Source organism: Actinacidiphila alni, from assembly GCF_900112845.1.
Taxonomy (GTDB): domain Bacteria; phylum Actinomycetota; class Actinomycetes; order Streptomycetales; family Streptomycetaceae; genus Actinacidiphila; species Actinacidiphila alni.
In genome coordinates this window covers 1-15926 of the sequence record NZ_FONG01000002.1, presented here as the reverse complement: position 1 = coordinate 15926, position 15926 = coordinate 1, and the positions used below count along the sequence as shown (strand labels likewise).

Annotated in this window: 13 protein-coding genes; 9 read left to right on the top strand and 4 right to left on the bottom strand. The window is 73.7% G+C overall.

Annotated elements, in window-relative coordinates:
- The first annotated feature begins 269 nt into the window (after nucleotides 1-269).
- The 3 genes from BM076_RS02935 to BM076_RS02925 all read left to right on the top strand — a co-directional run bounded on the left by BM076_RS02935 (nucleotide 270) and on the right by BM076_RS02925 (nucleotide 3186).
- A complete protein-coding gene (locus BM076_RS02935) occupies nucleotides 270-1763 on the top strand; it encodes an MFS transporter (RefSeq protein ID WP_093711765.1) in 1494 nt (497 codons plus the stop codon).
- A 166-nt stretch (nucleotides 1764-1929) separates the two neighbouring features.
- Entirely contained in the window at nucleotides 1930-2466 is a 537-nt protein-coding gene (locus BM076_RS02930) for a MarR family winged helix-turn-helix transcriptional regulator (RefSeq protein WP_093712189.1), read from the top strand.
- 225 nt (nucleotides 2467-2691) lie between these two features.
- The gene (locus BM076_RS02925; RefSeq protein ID WP_093711764.1) at nucleotides 2692-3186 is read left to right on the top strand and encodes a hypothetical protein; all 495 of its coding nucleotides are present in this window, start codon (nucleotides 2692-2694) and stop codon (nucleotides 3184-3186) included.
- A gap of 15 nt (nucleotides 3187-3201) precedes the next feature.
- Here BM076_RS02925 and BM076_RS02920 read toward each other — a convergent pair whose 3' ends face one another.
- The 3 genes from BM076_RS02920 to BM076_RS02910 all read right to left on the bottom strand — a co-directional run bounded on the left by BM076_RS02920 (nucleotide 3202) and on the right by BM076_RS02910 (nucleotide 7786).
- A complete protein-coding gene (locus tag BM076_RS02920; RefSeq protein WP_093711763.1) occupies nucleotides 3202-3921 on the bottom strand; it encodes a response regulator in 720 nt (239 codons plus the stop codon).
- Nucleotides 3918-6482 carry a sensor histidine kinase gene (locus BM076_RS02915; protein ID WP_245795682.1) on the bottom strand — a complete coding sequence of 855 codons (2565 nt, stop codon included), beginning with the start codon at nucleotides 6480-6482 and terminating at the stop codon, nucleotides 3918-3920. Before BM076_RS02915 ends, BM076_RS02920 begins: the two co-directional genes overlap by 4 nt.
- A gap of 347 nt (nucleotides 6483-6829) precedes the next feature.
- A complete protein-coding gene (locus BM076_RS02910) occupies nucleotides 6830-7786 on the bottom strand; it encodes an NADP-dependent oxidoreductase (protein WP_093711762.1) in 957 nt (318 codons plus the stop codon).
- Nucleotides 7787-7868: 82 nt separating this feature from the next.
- Between BM076_RS02910 and BM076_RS02905 the strand changes: the two genes are divergently transcribed.
- The 4 genes from BM076_RS02905 (at nucleotide 7869) to BM076_RS02890 (ending at nucleotide 11479) form a co-directional block, all read left to right on the top strand.
- The gene (locus BM076_RS02905; RefSeq protein WP_093711761.1) at nucleotides 7869-8438 is read left to right on the top strand and encodes a TetR family transcriptional regulator; all 570 of its coding nucleotides are present in this window, start codon (nucleotides 7869-7871) and stop codon (nucleotides 8436-8438) included.
- A 239-nt stretch (nucleotides 8439-8677) separates the two neighbouring features.
- Entirely contained in the window at nucleotides 8678-9868 is a 1191-nt protein-coding gene (locus BM076_RS02900; protein WP_093711760.1) for an acyltransferase family protein, read from the top strand.
- A gap of 103 nt (nucleotides 9869-9971) precedes the next feature.
- Nucleotides 9972-10613 carry a DedA family protein gene (locus BM076_RS02895; protein WP_093711759.1) on the top strand — a complete coding sequence of 214 codons (642 nt, stop codon included), beginning with the start codon at nucleotides 9972-9974 and terminating at the stop codon, nucleotides 10611-10613.
- A 38-nt stretch (nucleotides 10614-10651) separates the two neighbouring features.
- On the top strand, nucleotides 10652-11479 hold the full coding sequence (locus BM076_RS02890) for a hypothetical protein (protein WP_093711758.1): 828 nt from the start codon (nucleotides 10652-10654) through the stop codon (nucleotides 11477-11479).
- A 281-nt stretch (nucleotides 11480-11760) separates the two neighbouring features.
- Here the strand turns inward: BM076_RS02890 and BM076_RS02885 are convergent, their stop codons facing one another.
- Complete coding sequence (locus BM076_RS02885; RefSeq protein WP_407640609.1) at nucleotides 11761-13242, bottom strand: chloride channel protein; 1482 nt, start codon at nucleotides 13240-13242, stop codon at nucleotides 11761-11763.
- A gap of 406 nt (nucleotides 13243-13648) precedes the next feature.
- Between BM076_RS02885 and BM076_RS02880 the strand changes: the two genes are divergently transcribed.
- Together BM076_RS02880 and BM076_RS02875 are read left to right on the top strand one after the other, a co-directional pair.
- Complete coding sequence (locus BM076_RS02880; protein WP_245795681.1) at nucleotides 13649-15178, top strand: arabinofuranosidase catalytic domain-containing protein; 1530 nt, start codon at nucleotides 13649-13651, stop codon at nucleotides 15176-15178.
- 445 nt (nucleotides 15179-15623) lie between these two features.
- Nucleotides 15624-15926: hypothetical protein (locus BM076_RS02875; protein WP_143120510.1), on the top strand; the 303-nt coding region annotated here is incomplete at its 3' end.

Below are 15926 nucleotides of genomic sequence, written 5' to 3'. Positions count from 1 at the left end.
AGCCGGCGCGCCGCCGGGAGACCGTACGCACCGCCAGGCCGAGGGCGACCGCCGGCGCCGCCCCCCGAGCACCCGGCCGGCCCAATTCGGTTGTCCACCACCCCGGTTCACGCATCCCGCCGCTTCCCGGGTCCGCCCGCGACCGCGCAAGGTGGCCGTGTCGGCACCATGCGTCACGCAGGACCCCGGGGATCCGCTCGGGAACGGCCGCGGCCGTTCTTCATTCATCGGTTACCGAACTGTTCGGTGACCGATGTACCGTGGGCGGTATGGGATCGCAGCGGTCGACGGGTGCGCCGCCGGCGCGGGTGGGGGCCGGCGGGGGCGCGGAAGCGGTCGCCGGGTGGCGCGGGGCGCTGGGGCGGGAGCGGGCGCGGCCGGAGTGGATCCGGGAGCGGCCCGGGGCGTGGTGGCTGGCCGTGGGCACCGTGTGCTTCGGGGCCTTCATGGGGCAGCTCGACGCCAGCATCGTGACGCTGACGTACGGCAGTCTGCGCACCGAATTCCACGCGTCGCTGGCCGCCGTGGAGTGGGTGTCGCTGGCGTATCTGCTGGCCCTGGTGGCGCTGCTGGTGCCGGTGGGGCGGCTGTCCGACGGTTATGGCCGCAAGCTGTTCTACCTGTACGGGTTCGTGGTGTTCACCGTCGCCTCCGCCGCGTGCGGACTGGCGCCGACGCTCGGCGTCCTGGTGGCCGTACGCGTCGTGCAGGCGGTGGGCGCCGCGATGATGCAGGCCAACAGTGTGGCGCTGGTGACCGGCAGCGCGCCGCGCGAGCGGATGCGGGCGGCGCTCGGGGTGCAGGCGGCCGCCCAGGCGCTGGGGCTCGCGCTGGGTCCGACGGTCGGCGGGCTGCTGGTGTCCACGCTGGGCTGGCGCTGGGTGTTCGGCATCAATGTGCCGATCGGCGCGGTCGCGCTGGTCGCGGGCCACTATCTGCTGCCGCGCACCCGGGAGCGGCAGCGGGTCGACGGCTTCGACCGGGCGGGCGTCGCCCTGCTGGCCGTGGCCACCACGGCGCTGCTGCTCGGGGTGTCCGCGGCCTCGGGCCTGCCGGTGCCCGGCTGGGGCGTCGCGGCCCTGTTCGCCGCCGCGGCCGTGACCGGGTGGGCCTTCGTACGGCGGCAGGCGCGGGTCGCGGTGCCGCTGCTCGACCCGGCGCTGCTGCGCGTCCGCGCCGTCTCCTCCGGCCTGGCCGGCGCGCTGTGCGGCTACCTCGTGCTGTTCGGGCCGCTCACCCTCGTACCGATCGTGCTGACCGCGTCCGGCTCTTCCGAGGTCACCGCGGGCGCGGTGCTCACCGCGCTGCCCGCGGGCTTCGCGGTGGCCGCGACCGGCGCCGACCGGATGCTGCCCGCGCGCCTCGGCAACCGGGGCCGCTGTACGGTCGGCGCTCTTGTCTGCGTCGCCGCGCTCTCCGCGACGCTCGTGCTGCCGCTGACCGTCGGCTGGCTGACCGTGCTGCTCGCCGCCCTCGGCATGGGCCTGGGCACCTTCACCCCGGCCAACAACGCCCTGGTCATGGGCGCGATCCCGGCCAGGTCGGCGGGGACCGGCGGCGGCCTGGTGAACATGGCGCGCGGCATGGGCACCGCCCTCGGCGTGGCCCTGGTCGCCCTCGCCCTCCACCTCGCCCCCGCCCACGGCCCCTTCCCCGGCCCGCGCTGGGCGGTCCTGGTCCTGCTGCTCGCGGCGGTCGGCGCCCTCGCGTCGCTACGGCTCAACCCCGGTGCGGGCAACCGGTCGTCGGCGCGGCACACGTAAGGGCGCGCGATTCCCGATGACGGCGGCCCTGGTCGTACGGCCGGAACCGCGGCGGCCGGCCCGGCCGTACGAGCTGACCCGCGGCCGCGTCACCCCGGCGCCTCGCGGGCCGTCCGGACCGTGGAAGGCCGGCGGTGGGCGGCGCGCGGTGCTCTACCCTTGCGCCATGCCGCAGCAGCCCCGCCCCGTACCGTCCGGCACCGCCGCCCGGACCGCCGGCGTGGCGGACGCGCATCAGCTCACCGAGGCGGTCACCCGGCTGCGCCGGGCGCTGCGCTCGTCGATCCGCACCGACTACCCGTGGGAGACGCTCCCCATGGCGCAGGTCGAACTCCTCCAGGTCCTCGCGGAGGCGTCGCCCGCCCGCGTCACCGACCTCGCCGCCCGCCAGCGCCTGGCGACCAGCACCGTCAGCGGTCTGATCGGCCAGATGATCGAGGCGGGCCTGGTCACCCGTGACGTCGACGCCGCCAACCGCCGCCGCTCGGTCGTCGCCCTCACCCCCGCGGGACGCGAACAGCTCACCGCCTGGTCCCGCGCCCACGAGCACCGCCTCGACGCGGCCCTGGCGGCCCTCGCCGCCCCCGACCGCGACATCGTCCTGGCCGCCGTCCCCGCCCTCTTCCGCCTCGCGGAACACCTGGACACGACCGACAGCACGACCGACAGCACGACCGGCAGCACGGAATCGACCGAAGCCTGACGCCCGCCCGCGAGGGCGCCACCTTCTCCCCGGTGCCAAGAATCCGTCAGGGTTCGGCATCACCGCGTACGCAAACCGTCAGTGACCGGTGCGGCGGCTCCCGGCGCTCCTAGCGTCGGCCCCATGGAGCCACGGATCACGCTCGGGTACACGGGGATCACCGGCAGGACCGGCCGGGCGGTGCGGCGCGCGAGAGCAAGAACAAAAGCAGGAGCAAGAGCGAGGGTGACGGCGACGGCGCGCGAGGCGCGGGCCGGCCGGCGGCTGGCGGGCGGCTGCGCGGCGCTGTTCCTCGGGCTGATGGTGACGCTCGACGGGTGCGCGGGCACGCTGACGGTGGTGCGGGCCGGGCTGTGGACGGGCGGCGCGGTCCTGGTGCTGGTGATGCTGTGGCCGCCGCGGGTCACCGCGGACGAGCGGTGGCTGACCGTGCGCGGCCCGCTCGGCGCCCGCCGGGTCCGGGTCGACGCGCTGGTCTGCGTCCAGCGGTACGGCCTGGTCGCGGCCGTCCTGGAGCTGCGTGACGTCCGCGGGCACCGCCTCCGGCTGCCCATGGCGGTGCTGGAGGCCGACCCGGTGCTGTGGCAGGCCGTGGAGAGCGGCATCCGCCGCTCCCGCGAGCGCGGCACCCTGCTGACCGGGCGCCGGGTGGCCGCCGCCGCGGCCGCCCGCGTCGACGCCCGCGCCGCGGAGATCCTGCACGCGTCCGGGCTGGGCTGAGCCCTCCCGCCTCCCTCAGGGCTGGAAGCGGTAGCCGAGCCCCGGCTCGGTGATCAGATGGCGCGGCGCGGACGGCTCCGGCTCCAGCTTGCGGCGCAGCCCCGCCAGATAGATCCGCAGGTAGTTCGTGTGCGTGACGTGCTCGGGCCCCCACACCTCGGTGAGCAGGTCGCGCCCGGTGACCACCCGCTCGGGATTGCGCAGCAGCACCGTCAGCAATCGCCATTCGGTGGGCGTCAGATGGACGCCTTCACTCGGCGTGGAAGTGGCACCGGCACCGTCACCCGCCGCCGGGTCCGTACGCGGCAGCACCGTACAGCGGGCGAGGTCGACCGTGTACGCGCCCAGCTCCACCTGTTCGCGCGGCCGCAGTTGGGCGGGGCGGCGGAGCACCGCCCGCAGCCGGGCGGCCAGTTCGTCGACCGCGAAGGGCTTGGTGATGTAGTCGTCCGCGCCCGCGTCGAGCGCCGCGACATGCGCGGACACCCCCGTACGGCCGGAGACGACGAGCACCGGCACGCTGCTCCAGGCGCGCAGCGCGCGCAGGACGTCGAGGCCGTCGAGGTCGGGCAGGCCCAGGTCGAGCAGCACCGCCTCGGGCGGGCGGCGGGCCGCCAGATCGAGCGCGGTGCCCGCGTCCGCCGCTCCGGTCACGTCGAAGTCGTGCGCGCGCAGCCCCGTACCGAGGGCGCGCAGCATCGGCGGGTCGTCGTCCACGACGAGGATGTGCCTCACAACTCGCCTTTCCGCAGGGGGAGTCGGGCGTCGTCGCCGAGCCGGGCCGCGGGCAGCGACACGGTCATCGTGAGCCCGCCGCCCGGGGTGTCCTCGGGTGTCAGCCCGCCGTCCATCGCCTCGGTGAGCCCGCGCGCCAGGGCCAGGCCGAGGCCGAGCCCGGTGCTGTTGTCGGTGTCGCCCATCCGCTGGAACGGCTCGAAGGCGCGCTCCCGTTCGCTCGCCGGCAGCCCGGGGCCGCGGTCCACGACCCGGATCTCGACCCGGTCGCCGTGCGCGCTCGCGGTGAGGACGACGGGGCTGCCGGGCGGCGAGTGCCGTACGGCGTTGGCGATCAGATTGGCCAATACCCGTTCCAGCAGCGGCGGGTCGGCCCGTACGGCGGGCGCCTGTTCCAGGTCGCGGACCTCGACGGCCGGGGCGCCGGCGGGCAGCGACTCCAGGGCCGCGGGCAGCACTTCCTCCAGCGCGGTGGCCCGCAGACGCAGGGAGAGCGCGCCGGCCTGGAGGCGGCTCATGTCCAGCAGATTGTCGACCAGCCGGTTCAGCCGCAGCAGCGACTCCTCGGCGGTGGCGAGGAGTTCGTCCCGGTCCTCGGCGGAGAAGCGCACCTCGTGGCTGCGCAGCGAGCCGACCGCGGCCCGGCTCGCGGCCAGCGGGGTGCGCAGGTCGTGGCTGACGGCGGCCAGCAGCGCCGTACGCATCCGGTCCGCAGCCTTCACCGGCTCCACCTCGGCGGCGGCCTCGGCGAGCCTGGCCCGCTCCACGGCCGCCGAGACATGCGCGGCGAAGGCGGTCAGCACCCGCTGGTCGGCGGCCGACAGCGTACGGCCGCGCAGGACGAGGACCGCGCCGTCCCCGGCCGCGACCTCGACTCCCGGGCCGTCGAGGGGAGTCGACGACTCGGCCTCCGTCATGAGTTCCGCGCTGTCCATGCCGAAGGTCTCGCGGGCCCGTTCCAGCAGCGACGGCAGCGCGTCGCCGCCCCGGACGATGCTGCCCGCCAGCGACGACAGCGTCTCCGCCTCGGCGGTGGCCCGCGCGGCGCGCCGCGACAGCCGCAGCGAACGGTCCACGACGGCCGCGACCGTACCGGCGACGACCGCGAACACCGCCAGCGCCAGGATGTTGTTGGGCTCGGCGATGGTGAACTTCCCGATAGGCGGGATGAAGTAGTAGTTCAGCAGCAGCGACGCCGTCAGCGACGCGACGACCGCCGAGACCACACCGCCCACGCACGCCACACCCACCACCGCCAGCAGGAACAGCAGCGCCTCGCTGGTGAGGTTGAGGCTGCCGCGGTGGCCCGTGAGCACCGCGGTGAGGACGACGGGCAGCACGAGTCCGGCGACCGGGCCCGCGACCAGCCGCGCGGGGGTGAGCGTGCGGCGCCGCGACGGCAACAGCCGCCCGCGCCCGGCCCGTTCGTGCGCGACCATGTGCACATCGATGTCGGCGGACCTGCCGACCGTCGTCTCGCCGATGCCGCGCCCGGTCAGCAGCCGCTCGATCCGGCCGCGCCTGCTGCTGCCGAGCACGAGCTGCGTCGCGCTCACCGCGCGGGCGAAGTCCAGCAGCGCGGCCGGCACATCGTCGCCGACCACCGAGTGGTAGCTGCCGCCCAGGCTCTCCACCAACTGCCGCTGCTCGGCGAGCGCGGCGGGCGACGCGCCGGTGGCGAGCCCGTCGCTGCGGGCCACGTGCACCGCCATCAGGTCGCCGCCCGCGAGATCCCCGCCCGCCACGTCGGCGCCCGCAGAACGGGCCGCGATCCTGGCCGCCCGCCGGATCAGCGTGGCGCCCTCGGGGCCGCCGGTCAGCGCCACGACGACGCGCTCCCTGGTCTCCCACACGCCGCCGATGCCGTGTTCGCTGCGGTAGTGCCGCAGCGCCTCGTCCACCCGGCCCGCCACCCACAGCAGGGCCAGCTCGCGCAGCGCGGTGAGATTGCCGACCCTGAAGTAGTTCGACAGCGCCGCGTCGACCTTCTCCGGCGCGTAGATGTTGCCGTGCGCCATCCGGCGGCGCAGCGCCTCCGCGGGCAGGTCCACCAGCTCGATCTGCTGCGCCCTGCGCACCATTTCGTCCGGTACGGTCTCGCGCTGCGGCACCTCGGTGATCTTCTCGACCACGTCCTTGACGGACTCCAGGTGCTGGATGTTCACCGCCGTGATCACGTCGATCCCGGCGGCCAGCAGCGCCTCCACGTCCTGCCAGCGCTTGGCGTGGCGCCCGCCGGGCACATTGGTGTGCGCCAGCTCGTCCACCAGCGCGACCTCGGGCCGCCGCGCGAGCACCGCGTCGAGGTCCAGTTCGGCGAAGTCGCCGCCGCGGTAAGGGCGGTGGACCGGCGGTACGGTCTCCAGCCCTTCGAGCATCGCCAGGGTGTGCGGGCGCCGGTGGCACTCCACGAAGGCGACGACCACGTCCGTGCCGCGGTCGAGCCTACGCCGCGCCTCGTCCAGCATCCGGTAGGTCTTGCCCACGCCGGGGGCTGCCCCGAGGAAGACCTTCAGCCGCCCGGGGCGGCCGGGCGGCGGCGCCGCGGCATCGTGCGTCACGTCGTACGTCTCTTACGTCTCCGGCTTCCGTACGGCCGACCCGTACGGTCCCCAGGCAACCGCGCGCCGCGTCCCGCGGCCCACCGCCTTGACGGCTTCCTGGCACCGGGGGCGCGCACCTTGACGCGGTCTTGATTCCGGCGCGGGTTCGGGCGCGGCTTCCGGGGCCGCGTCCGGACCGGCTTCCGTATCCGTATCCGCGTTCGGTCCGGCTTCCGTATCCGCGTGCGGACCCGTTTCCGGATCCGCGTCCGGCCCGGCGTCCGGGCCCGCGTCCGGCCCGGCGTCCGGGGGCCGCCGTGACAGCCGTGACAGACGCCGCCCGGCGCGGCCGCGGGGGAGCGGCCCTACTCCACCGTCACCACGAACTTGCCGCTGCCCGGCGCGGTGTCGCGCTCGCGCGCGGTGAGCGCCGCGACCGCCTCGGGCAGCGCCACCCGGCCGCCGATCGGCAGCCGCAGGGCCCCCTCGCCCGCGGCCCGCGCGACCGCGTCGAGGTCCTCGGTGACGGCCTTGGCGATCAGCACCTGATACGGGCCGGGCAGCGCGCCGCGCGCGAGTTTGGCGGGGGTCGGGTTGATGTCGACGATCCGGCCGCCGGGCCTGAGGAGCGTACGGGCGGCCTTGTACGGCAGGGTGCCCGCGGTGTCGAGGACGAGGTCGAACCGGCCGCGCAGCGGCGCCGGGTCGAAGGTGAAGCCGACGACGGGATCGGCGCCCAGCGCGCGCGCCTCGTCGGCGGCGGTGGGGCGGCAGCTGCCCGCCAGGGAGATCCCGTGCGCGGCGGCGAGCTGGAGCGCGGCGCGGCCGACCCCGCCGAGGCAGCCGTGCACGAAGACGGCCTGCCCCGGCCCGAGCCGGGCCTTGGTGAACAGCGCCTGGTACGCGGTCAGTCCGACGGTCGGCAGGACGGCGGCGTCCTCGAAGGACAGCCCCGCGGGCTTGCGCACAACGCCGGTCTCCTCGGCGAGCACCAGCTCGGCGAAGGCGCCGCCCCGCTTGAGCGGCGCGCCGCCGAGCACCTCGTCGCCGGCCGCGAGCCGGGTGACGCCCGGGCCGACGGCGGCGACGACGCCCGCGAAGTCGTAGCCGACGCCCATCGGGAAATCCCGGCCGGTGATCATCTTCATCTCGCCCTCGCGGATCTTGCGGTCCATGGGGTTGGCGCCCGCCGCGCGCACCCGGACCAGGACCTCGCCTGGACCGGGCGCCGGGGGCTCGAAGTCCTCGAAGCGCAGCACGTCGGGGCCGCCGTAGCGGTGGTACTGGACGCGCTTGGCGGTGGCCGGTGTCGTCGTGGGCATGGGAAACCTCCCAGTGATGTCATCAGGTGACATCAGACTAGCACGGTGATGTCACCTGATGACATCACCTATACTCGTGCCCATGGGACGGTGGGAGCCCGGCGCCGGCGGCCGACTGCGCGAGGCCGCGCTCGCGCTCTTCGTGGAACGCGGTTTCGAGCAGACGATGGTCGCCGACATCGCCGCGCGCGCCGGCGTCACCGCCCGCACCTTCTTCCGGCACTACGCCGACAAGCGCGAGGTGCTCTTCGACGGCGCCGCCGAACTCCAGGAGCGGGCGCTCGCCGCGCTCGCCGCCGTACCGCCGGGGACGGGCGCGCTGGACGCGGTCGCCGCCGCCCTGGACGTGGTGGCCGAACTCCTCGGCGACGACCGGGAGTTCGCGCGGCGGCGGCAGGCCGTGATCATGGCCGACACCGAGCTGCGCGAGCGCGAGCTGGCCAAATTCGCGGCGCTGTCGGCCGCGTTGGCCGACGCGCTGCGGCAGCGCGGCACCGACGCCCTGGAGGCGGACATCGCCGCCGAGACGGGCGTCGCCGTCCACCGCGTCGCGTACGAGCGGTGGCTCGCCGCGGGTGACGGCGCCGACGCCGATCTGCGGGACGTGATCCATACGGCGCTGGCCCGGCTGCGCGCCCTCACCGCCGCCTGACCGCGCGCGCCGCTTCCGGGCGCCGGGCACACGGCCCTGATGCGGCGGGGGTGAACTTCTCGCGGTCGTTTCCTTGCGGGCTGCCGAGCGTCGGATGACATCCTGCTGAACCGTTCCGATTCTCAACCTTCCGGTCTGGTTTCGCGCCGCGCGGCCCGCCTACGTTGAGGAACGGCCGCGTGCCCGGAAGGCGCAGGCGGCGGCCCCGGCCCACGGAACGGAACTGGCGGACACAGCACATGACGCAATCGGCGACGGCGCAGGAACCCGCTCCTCTGCCGGAACCCGAATCCGCCGCGGCACCCGTACCCGTCCCCGTACAGGGCGCGGCCCCCGCTCCGGGTGCCGCCCGGCCGCGGCTGTACGTGATCGACGCGCTGCGGCTGTGCGCGGCGCTGCTGGTGGCGCTCCACCACTACGTCGGCACCTGGCGGGTGAACCAGCCGCACAACCTCATCTGGGGCCGCCCGTCCTCCGACATCTTCCCGAATGTGTTCCGGGTGACGTCGTACGGCTGGATCGGCGTCGAGATCTTCTTCGTCATCAGCGGCTTCGTGATCTGCATGTCGTGCTGGGGGCGCGGGCCGCGGGACTTCTTCGTCTCGCGGGTGATCCGGCTGTATCCGGCGTACTGGTTCGGTGTGCTGTTCACCGGCGCCGTGCTGACGCTGTGGCCCGCGGTGTTCAAGCCGCCGGTCTCCGGGCGCGACATGCTCTTCAACCTCTCGATGCTGCAACAGGGTTCGCACATCGCGGACGTCGACGGCGTCTACTGGACGCTCTGGTCGGAGCTGCGCTTCTACCTGGTCTTCCTGCTGGTCGTGGCGGGCGGCCTCACCTACCGCAAGGTCGTCGTCTTCTGCTGCGCGTGGGGCGTGGCCGCCGCCCTCGCGCCCGTGGCCGGGCTGCCCGCCCTGACGCTGCTCGCCGACCCGGACGCCGCCTGGTACTTCATCGCCGGCCTCGCCCTGTACCTGATGCACCGCTTCGGGCAGGACATGCTGCTGTGGGGCATCCTCGGGATGTCCTGGCTGATGGCGCAGAGCGAACTCGCCAAGCGCATCGACACCGTGGAGCACGTGTCGAGCTGGCGCGGCGCGCTGCTGCTCTACACCGTCTTCCTGCTCTTCATGGTCGGCGTCGCGGTCGGCCTCACCGACCGCCTCCAGTGGAAGTGGCTGGCGACCGCCGGCTCCCTCACGTACCCCTTCTACCTGCTGCACTACGCGGTGGGGACCGACATCATCCACTACTTCCGCGACGCGGCCGACCCGCGGCTGCTGGTCGCCGCCGTCATCGCCCTCATGCTCGCCCTCAGCTACCTCGTCCACCGCTTCGTCGAGCGCCCGCTGTCCCGCCTCCTCAAGCGCGGCCTCACCCGCTCCTTCGCCCGCCTCGGCCCGGCGCCTTCGCGGCGGGCGGCGCCGTAGCCCCGCCGTAGACCCGCCGCACCGTGGCCCCACCGGGAACGCGCGGCGGAAAGACGCGTTGTACAACGGGGGGAGCGGTCGGACGTACGAAAGGGGCCGCCGGATGAGCGCATCACCCCTGCCGGGCGTGCTGGGCGGCCTCGCGCCGGTGCTGAACCACTGGGGCTATTGGGCCGTGGGCGGCCTCGTCCTCGTCGAGGACTTCGGGGTCCCGGCCCCCGGCGAGACGATCCTGATCGCCGCGGCGCTGTACGCGGGCGCCGGGCAGCTCAACATCGTCGCCGTCGCCGTGATCGGCTTCCTCGCCGCCCTGATCGGCGACAACATCGGCTATCTGATCGGCCGCACCGGCGGCCGCCCCCTCGTCCTGCGCTACGGCAAGTACGTCTTTCTCACCCCGGAACGCTTCGACAAGGCCGAGGGCTTCTTCACCCGGCACGGCGGCAAGGTCGTCACGATCGCCCGCTTCATCGAGGGCCTGCGCCAGGCCAACGGCATCATCGCCGGCGTCACCCGCATGCACTGGCGCCGCTTCCTCGCCTTCAACGCCCTGGGCGCCGCCCTCTGGGTCGGCCTGTGGACCGCCGTCGGCTACACGGCCGGCAACCACATCACCACCATCTACACCCAGATCAACCGCTACTCCCTCTACTTCCTCCTCGCGGCCGCCCTCCTGGCCGCGGCCCTGATCACCCGCGCGATCCTCCGCCACCGACGCCGCCGCTCGGCGGCGGACGAGGGCTGACCGGGACGGTGTCGTACCCCGGTGGAACACTGCGGTACGTGACTCTCGCCGATCTCACCCTCGCCCAATGGCGGTCCTTCGACCTGCCGGCCGCCCGCCGTGTCGCCCAGGAGGCGGCGGCCCTGGCGCAGGGCCGCGTCGTCGGCGTCGACACCGTCGAGCACTTGGGCGCGCCGCTGCACCGCGTCCGGATCGAGCGGGAGCCGGCCGGGCCGGGACCCGACGGGCCCGAGCCGCAGCTTTTCGCCCTCATACCCGGCGGCACCCTCACGCTCGGGTTCGACCCGGAGCGCTGGCAGCCCACCGCGGCCCAGACCGCCGACTACGCGGCAAGCCTCGACCAGGGCTTCGGTCACGGCCCCGACCTGCGGTCCCACCTCGCCCAATTCCTCAGCCCACGGCGGACGGTCACCCTGCCCGCCGTGCTCATGGCCGTCGAGGACGAGGACCTGACCGAACCCCCGGCCGACATGCCCGGCGTGCTCGCCGCGCGCGGCCTGCGGATGCCGACGTCCGACGAGTGGGAGCACGCCTGCGGCGCCGGCGCGGACACCCTCTTCCGGTGGGGCGCCGACTGCCCCCTCGACCGCATTCCCTACGACGACATCGCCGGACCCCAGCACCGTCCGAACGCCTTCGGCCTGCGCATCGCCTACGACACCTACCGCGCGGAAGTCACGAGCGACGCCACCGGCGTTCACGGCGGAGACGGCGGCGAGTCCGTGTGCGGCGGCTACGGGAATCTGCTCGGCTGGCTGCCCCTGGCCACGGCCAACCGGAATCCGGGCATGGCCGAATTCGTGTACGGCCCGGAAGGCGAAGGGCTCTGCGAGGACTTTTCCACGCGGCCCGTTCTTCCCCTCTGACCGTTCTGACCGTCCCGAGGACCGGCTGCGGAGGCGCGTAGAGCGCGTAGAGCAATCCGGCGAGCGCCGGCCGTGCGCCCCGCTTCCGCGGTTCAGATCCGCGTCCCGCGTGCGAACCGACCGTTCCCGTAGGGCGGTTCGCCCTCCCCGTCCACGCGCACCAGCGGTACGGACCCGACCTGCTCCCCGCCCTGATGGAACCCGCGGCGTCTTCGCCCCCGTTCCCGCCCTCTCCCGCGGGACGACCCCCTGCCGCAGCACCCCTACCGTTCCGGCGCCCCCTACCGTTCCGGCGCCACGTCCGGGCCCTGCGGCGCGAGGGTGGTGACGGTGAAGGAGACGACCGCGGCGAGGATGATCACGGGCAGCGCGTCCGTACGGCCCACCAAGAGCGCGACCAGGACGACCGAACTGACTGGCAGGCGCAGGGCCGCGGTGGCCGCGGCCGCCATGCCCGCGGCCATCGCGGGCACCACCCCGTAACCGGGCAGCGGCGCGAGCAGGACGCCGGCGGCGCCGCCCAGGAAGAGTGCGGGGAAGATCGGGCCGCCGCGCAGACTGCCCAGGCACAGGGCGTACGCGGCGCCCTTGAAGGCCAGCACCGCGATCAGCGCGCCGACGGGCCAGGAGTGCGGGTCCCGCGCGAGTCCGGCGAGCGCGGCCTGCCCGGACAGCGCCGCCTCGGCGGGCGAGCGGCCGGTCGTCGCCGCGTACAGCGCGACGCACAGCGCCATGCCGGCCGCGCACGCCGCGATCACCGGCAGCGGCCGGGCCGCTGCCGGTACGGCGACCCGCCGCCCGAGCACCAGCAGTCCGTGCACGGCCGCGCCGATGACGACGGCCGTCAGCACCGACCAGACCACATCGCCGGTGTCCAGCCGCGGCGGCGCGGGCAGCCCCAGCTTCAGCCCGCCGACCTGGAGCCCGGTCCAGCGGCCGAAGCCCGTGAAGACGACCGAGCCGACCCCGCTGGCCAGCAGGACGGGCAGCATCACCGCGAACAGCCGCGGGCCGCCCGCCCCGGCGACCTCCATCAGCAGGATCGCGCCGACCAGCGGATTGCCGAAGATCGCCGAGACGGCGGCGGCCGAACCGGCGGCGCCTACCAGCGCGGTGCCCGCCGATGCCGTGACCGTCGATGTCGTGCCAGCCGGCGAAGTGCCCGCCGGTGAGCTGCCCGCCGGCGAGGTGCCCGTACGCCCGCCCGGCGCCCGCAGCAGATCGCGGAAGAGCAGCGCCAGCCCGCCGCCGAGGGCGATCAGTGGTGCCTCGGGGCCGAGCACCACGCCCCACGGCAGGCAGCAGACCGCGGCCAGGACGACGCTGGGCAGCGCGGCCACCGACGCCCCGCCGGGGTGCAGTCCGGCGGCCGGTACGTGGCCGCCGCGCCCGGGCAGATACCGCACCGCCAGCGCCCCGCCCACCGCGGGCACCACCGCCATCGGCAGCGGCCACCACCACGGCGGCGCGCTGTGCCCGAGTGCGTGCGGCCAGGTGACCCACACGATGTGCTCGATCTCGTGCAGGGCGGCCAGGAACCAGAACGCGAGCAGTGAGACGGGGATGCCGATCAGGCCGCAGAGCAGCAGTGTGGTGAGGTAGCCCGGCCGTAGCAGCGTGTCCCGCAGGACGGCTTGCTGCGTACGTGGCCGGCCGGGTCCGGCGGACCGGTCGGACCCGGCGGCTGCGACTGAACCGGCGGATTCGGCTGGTTCAGCTGACTCGGCGATGGCGGCGCTCCTCGTGACGGTGCCGCGGAACACACAAGGGGGCTGGGCGGACGAACACCCTTTTCCCGCCCATTCCGTACGGCGGCACCGCGACCCTACCGACCGGCGCGCCGGCGCCTCTGTACGCCACACGCGCGGGTCGTCCGTTCACCGCCGCCGCCGTGGACGCCGCCCCTTGTGCTCGGATTGCGCATAAGAGTCGATGATCCATCTCGGCTTTGTCCTGAACTTCCCCAGAACTGTGCGGTGTTGTGCGCTCGCTCCCTTGACTTGTGCCTAGTGTCGGCTGAACATGTGTGCTGCGCCACACGGGACGCCGCCGATTCGGTGCGTGCTGAGCACAACCGGCGATCTCAGACCGCGCCCGGCGACAAGCGCAGCCGCGATCCGGCTCATGCCACGGGCGGAAGGGCACCATCACACTTTCCGGGAGGCATTTGTGCTGGCCACATCCCTGTCCTTACTCCGATCCCCGCTCCGCCGCAGAACGCGGCTGCTGCTGGCGTTCCTGCTGGCGGTGGCGATCGCGGTGCCGGTCCTCGGCACGACGGCGACGCGCGCCGCGGCGGCCGCACCGGGGCCGTGCGACATTTACGCGTCGGGCGGTACGCCGTGCGCCGCGGCGTACAGCACCACCCGCGCGATGTTCGCCTCGTACAACGGCCCGCTGTACCAGATCCAGCGCGACTCGGACCACGGCGCACGGAACATCGGCCTCGCGTCCGCCGGCGGCCCCGTCGACGCGGCGCCGCAGGACTCCTTCTGCGCGGGCACGACCTGCACCATCACCGAGCTGTACGACCAGACGCCGAACGCCAACAACCTGCCGATCTCGCCCGGGAGTTCCTGCCCCGGCTGCTCGGGCAGCCTCTCCGGTCCCGGCCCGAACGGCTCGGACATCGGCGCCGACGCGATGGCCCTGCCGGTCACCATCGGCGGCCGGCACGCGTACGGCGTGCTGTTCAACAACATCGGTACGGGCTACCGCAACAACGCCGCCAAGAACGTCCCCACCGGCTCGCAGCCCGAGGGCATCTACATGCTCACGTCGTCGAATCTCGTCAGCAGCAGTTGCTGCTTCGACTTCGGCTCGGCCGAGACGGACGACTCCGACGACGGCAACGCGACCATGAACGCGATCTATTACGGCTCCGCCTGCTGGACCGGTGGCTGCACCGGCCCTGGCCCCTGGGTCGGCGGCGACCTCGAGAACGGCATGTACTTCAGCGCCGCGGGCCCCAACCCGCCCACCATCCCCAGTGAGACCGGCTCGTTCGTCAGCGCCTGGGAGAAGAACAACGGCACGACGAACTTCACCCTGAAATACGGCAACGGGCAGTCGGGCGGGCTCACCCAGTCGTATTCCGGCGCCCTCCCCAACGGCTACAACCCGATGAAGGTGCAGCCCTCCATCGAGTTGGGCACCGGCGGCGACAACAGCCCCATGGGCACGGGGGAGTTCTTCGAGGGCGCCGTCACCCGCGGCTTCCCGTCCGACGCGACCGAGAACGCCGTCCAGGCCAACATCACCGCGGCCGGATACGCCGACAACACCACCACCTTCCCGCCCCCCACCACCTCGGTCATCAGCCTCAAGGCGCACGCCAACGGCAAATACGTCGACGCCCCCAACAGCACCACCTCACTCATCGCCGACGCCACCTCCGTCGGCACGAACGAGACCTTCACCATGGTCGCCAACAACAACGGCACCGTGAATCTCAAGGCCCACTCCGACAACCAATGGGTCACCGCCGAGAACAAGGGCGATTCCCCCCTGATCGCCAACCGCGGCGGCCCCGGCCCCTGGGAGACCTTCTACCTCCTCCACAACCCCGACGGCAGCGTCAGCCTCCGCGCCTACAACAACCAACACCTCGTCACCGCCGAATCCGCCGGCGCTTCCCCCTTGATCGCCAACCGCACAGCAGTGGGCCCCTGGGAAGAATTCGACCTGACCCCCGCCTGACCCACCGCGCCCCCGGCCCGGCCCCCCCGTTGCTCCTGCATGACTCCAGCAACGGGGTTCCGGGCCCGTGTAAGGTGTGATCTTCTTCGCACGCATGTGTGGGCGGGGCGTTTCGTGGGGGGACTCCTTTGACGCGGGCATTGGCGCGGGTTCCGCGTCTTCTGCTTCTACGGTGCGGCGGGGCACGGCGCGACGGCGTCGAATTCGACGGTGCGGTCCGATCTCGGTGCAGGGAACAAGGAGACGTCCTCGGTCCACGGGCGGTCTCGGCCCCGGCTCGATCCACAACCGTCTCGCCGAGGGCGATTCGGCTCCCTGGCGTCCCGCACCCACCACGGTCTCCCGACCGGCATCGGCACTGAAAGGACGTACGTTGCGTATTCGCCTTCGCCGTTCTCGTCGCGTTGCGCTGGCCGCCGCGGTTCTGGCTCCGCTGATCGGCCTGGTGCCCGTCGCGTCCGCGCGTGCGGACGGTGCCGATGCCCCGGTCGTGCCGTCGGTGACGGTCAGCCACAGTCAGAGCATCGACATGTACGGGGCTGCCGGGGATATCGATCTGACGGTGGCCGCGCCGCCGAGCACGGACGCGTTCCTGCGGCTCGTCCTGTACGCGGGCACCTCCAACATCCGGGTGACCGACGACGCCGGGAACGTCCTGCCGGTCGTGGACCGCTCGCCGTCCCCGGACATGGTCGAGATCGGCGCGGCCGACAGCGACGGCAACGGCGTCAAGGGCGCGCCCATGGCA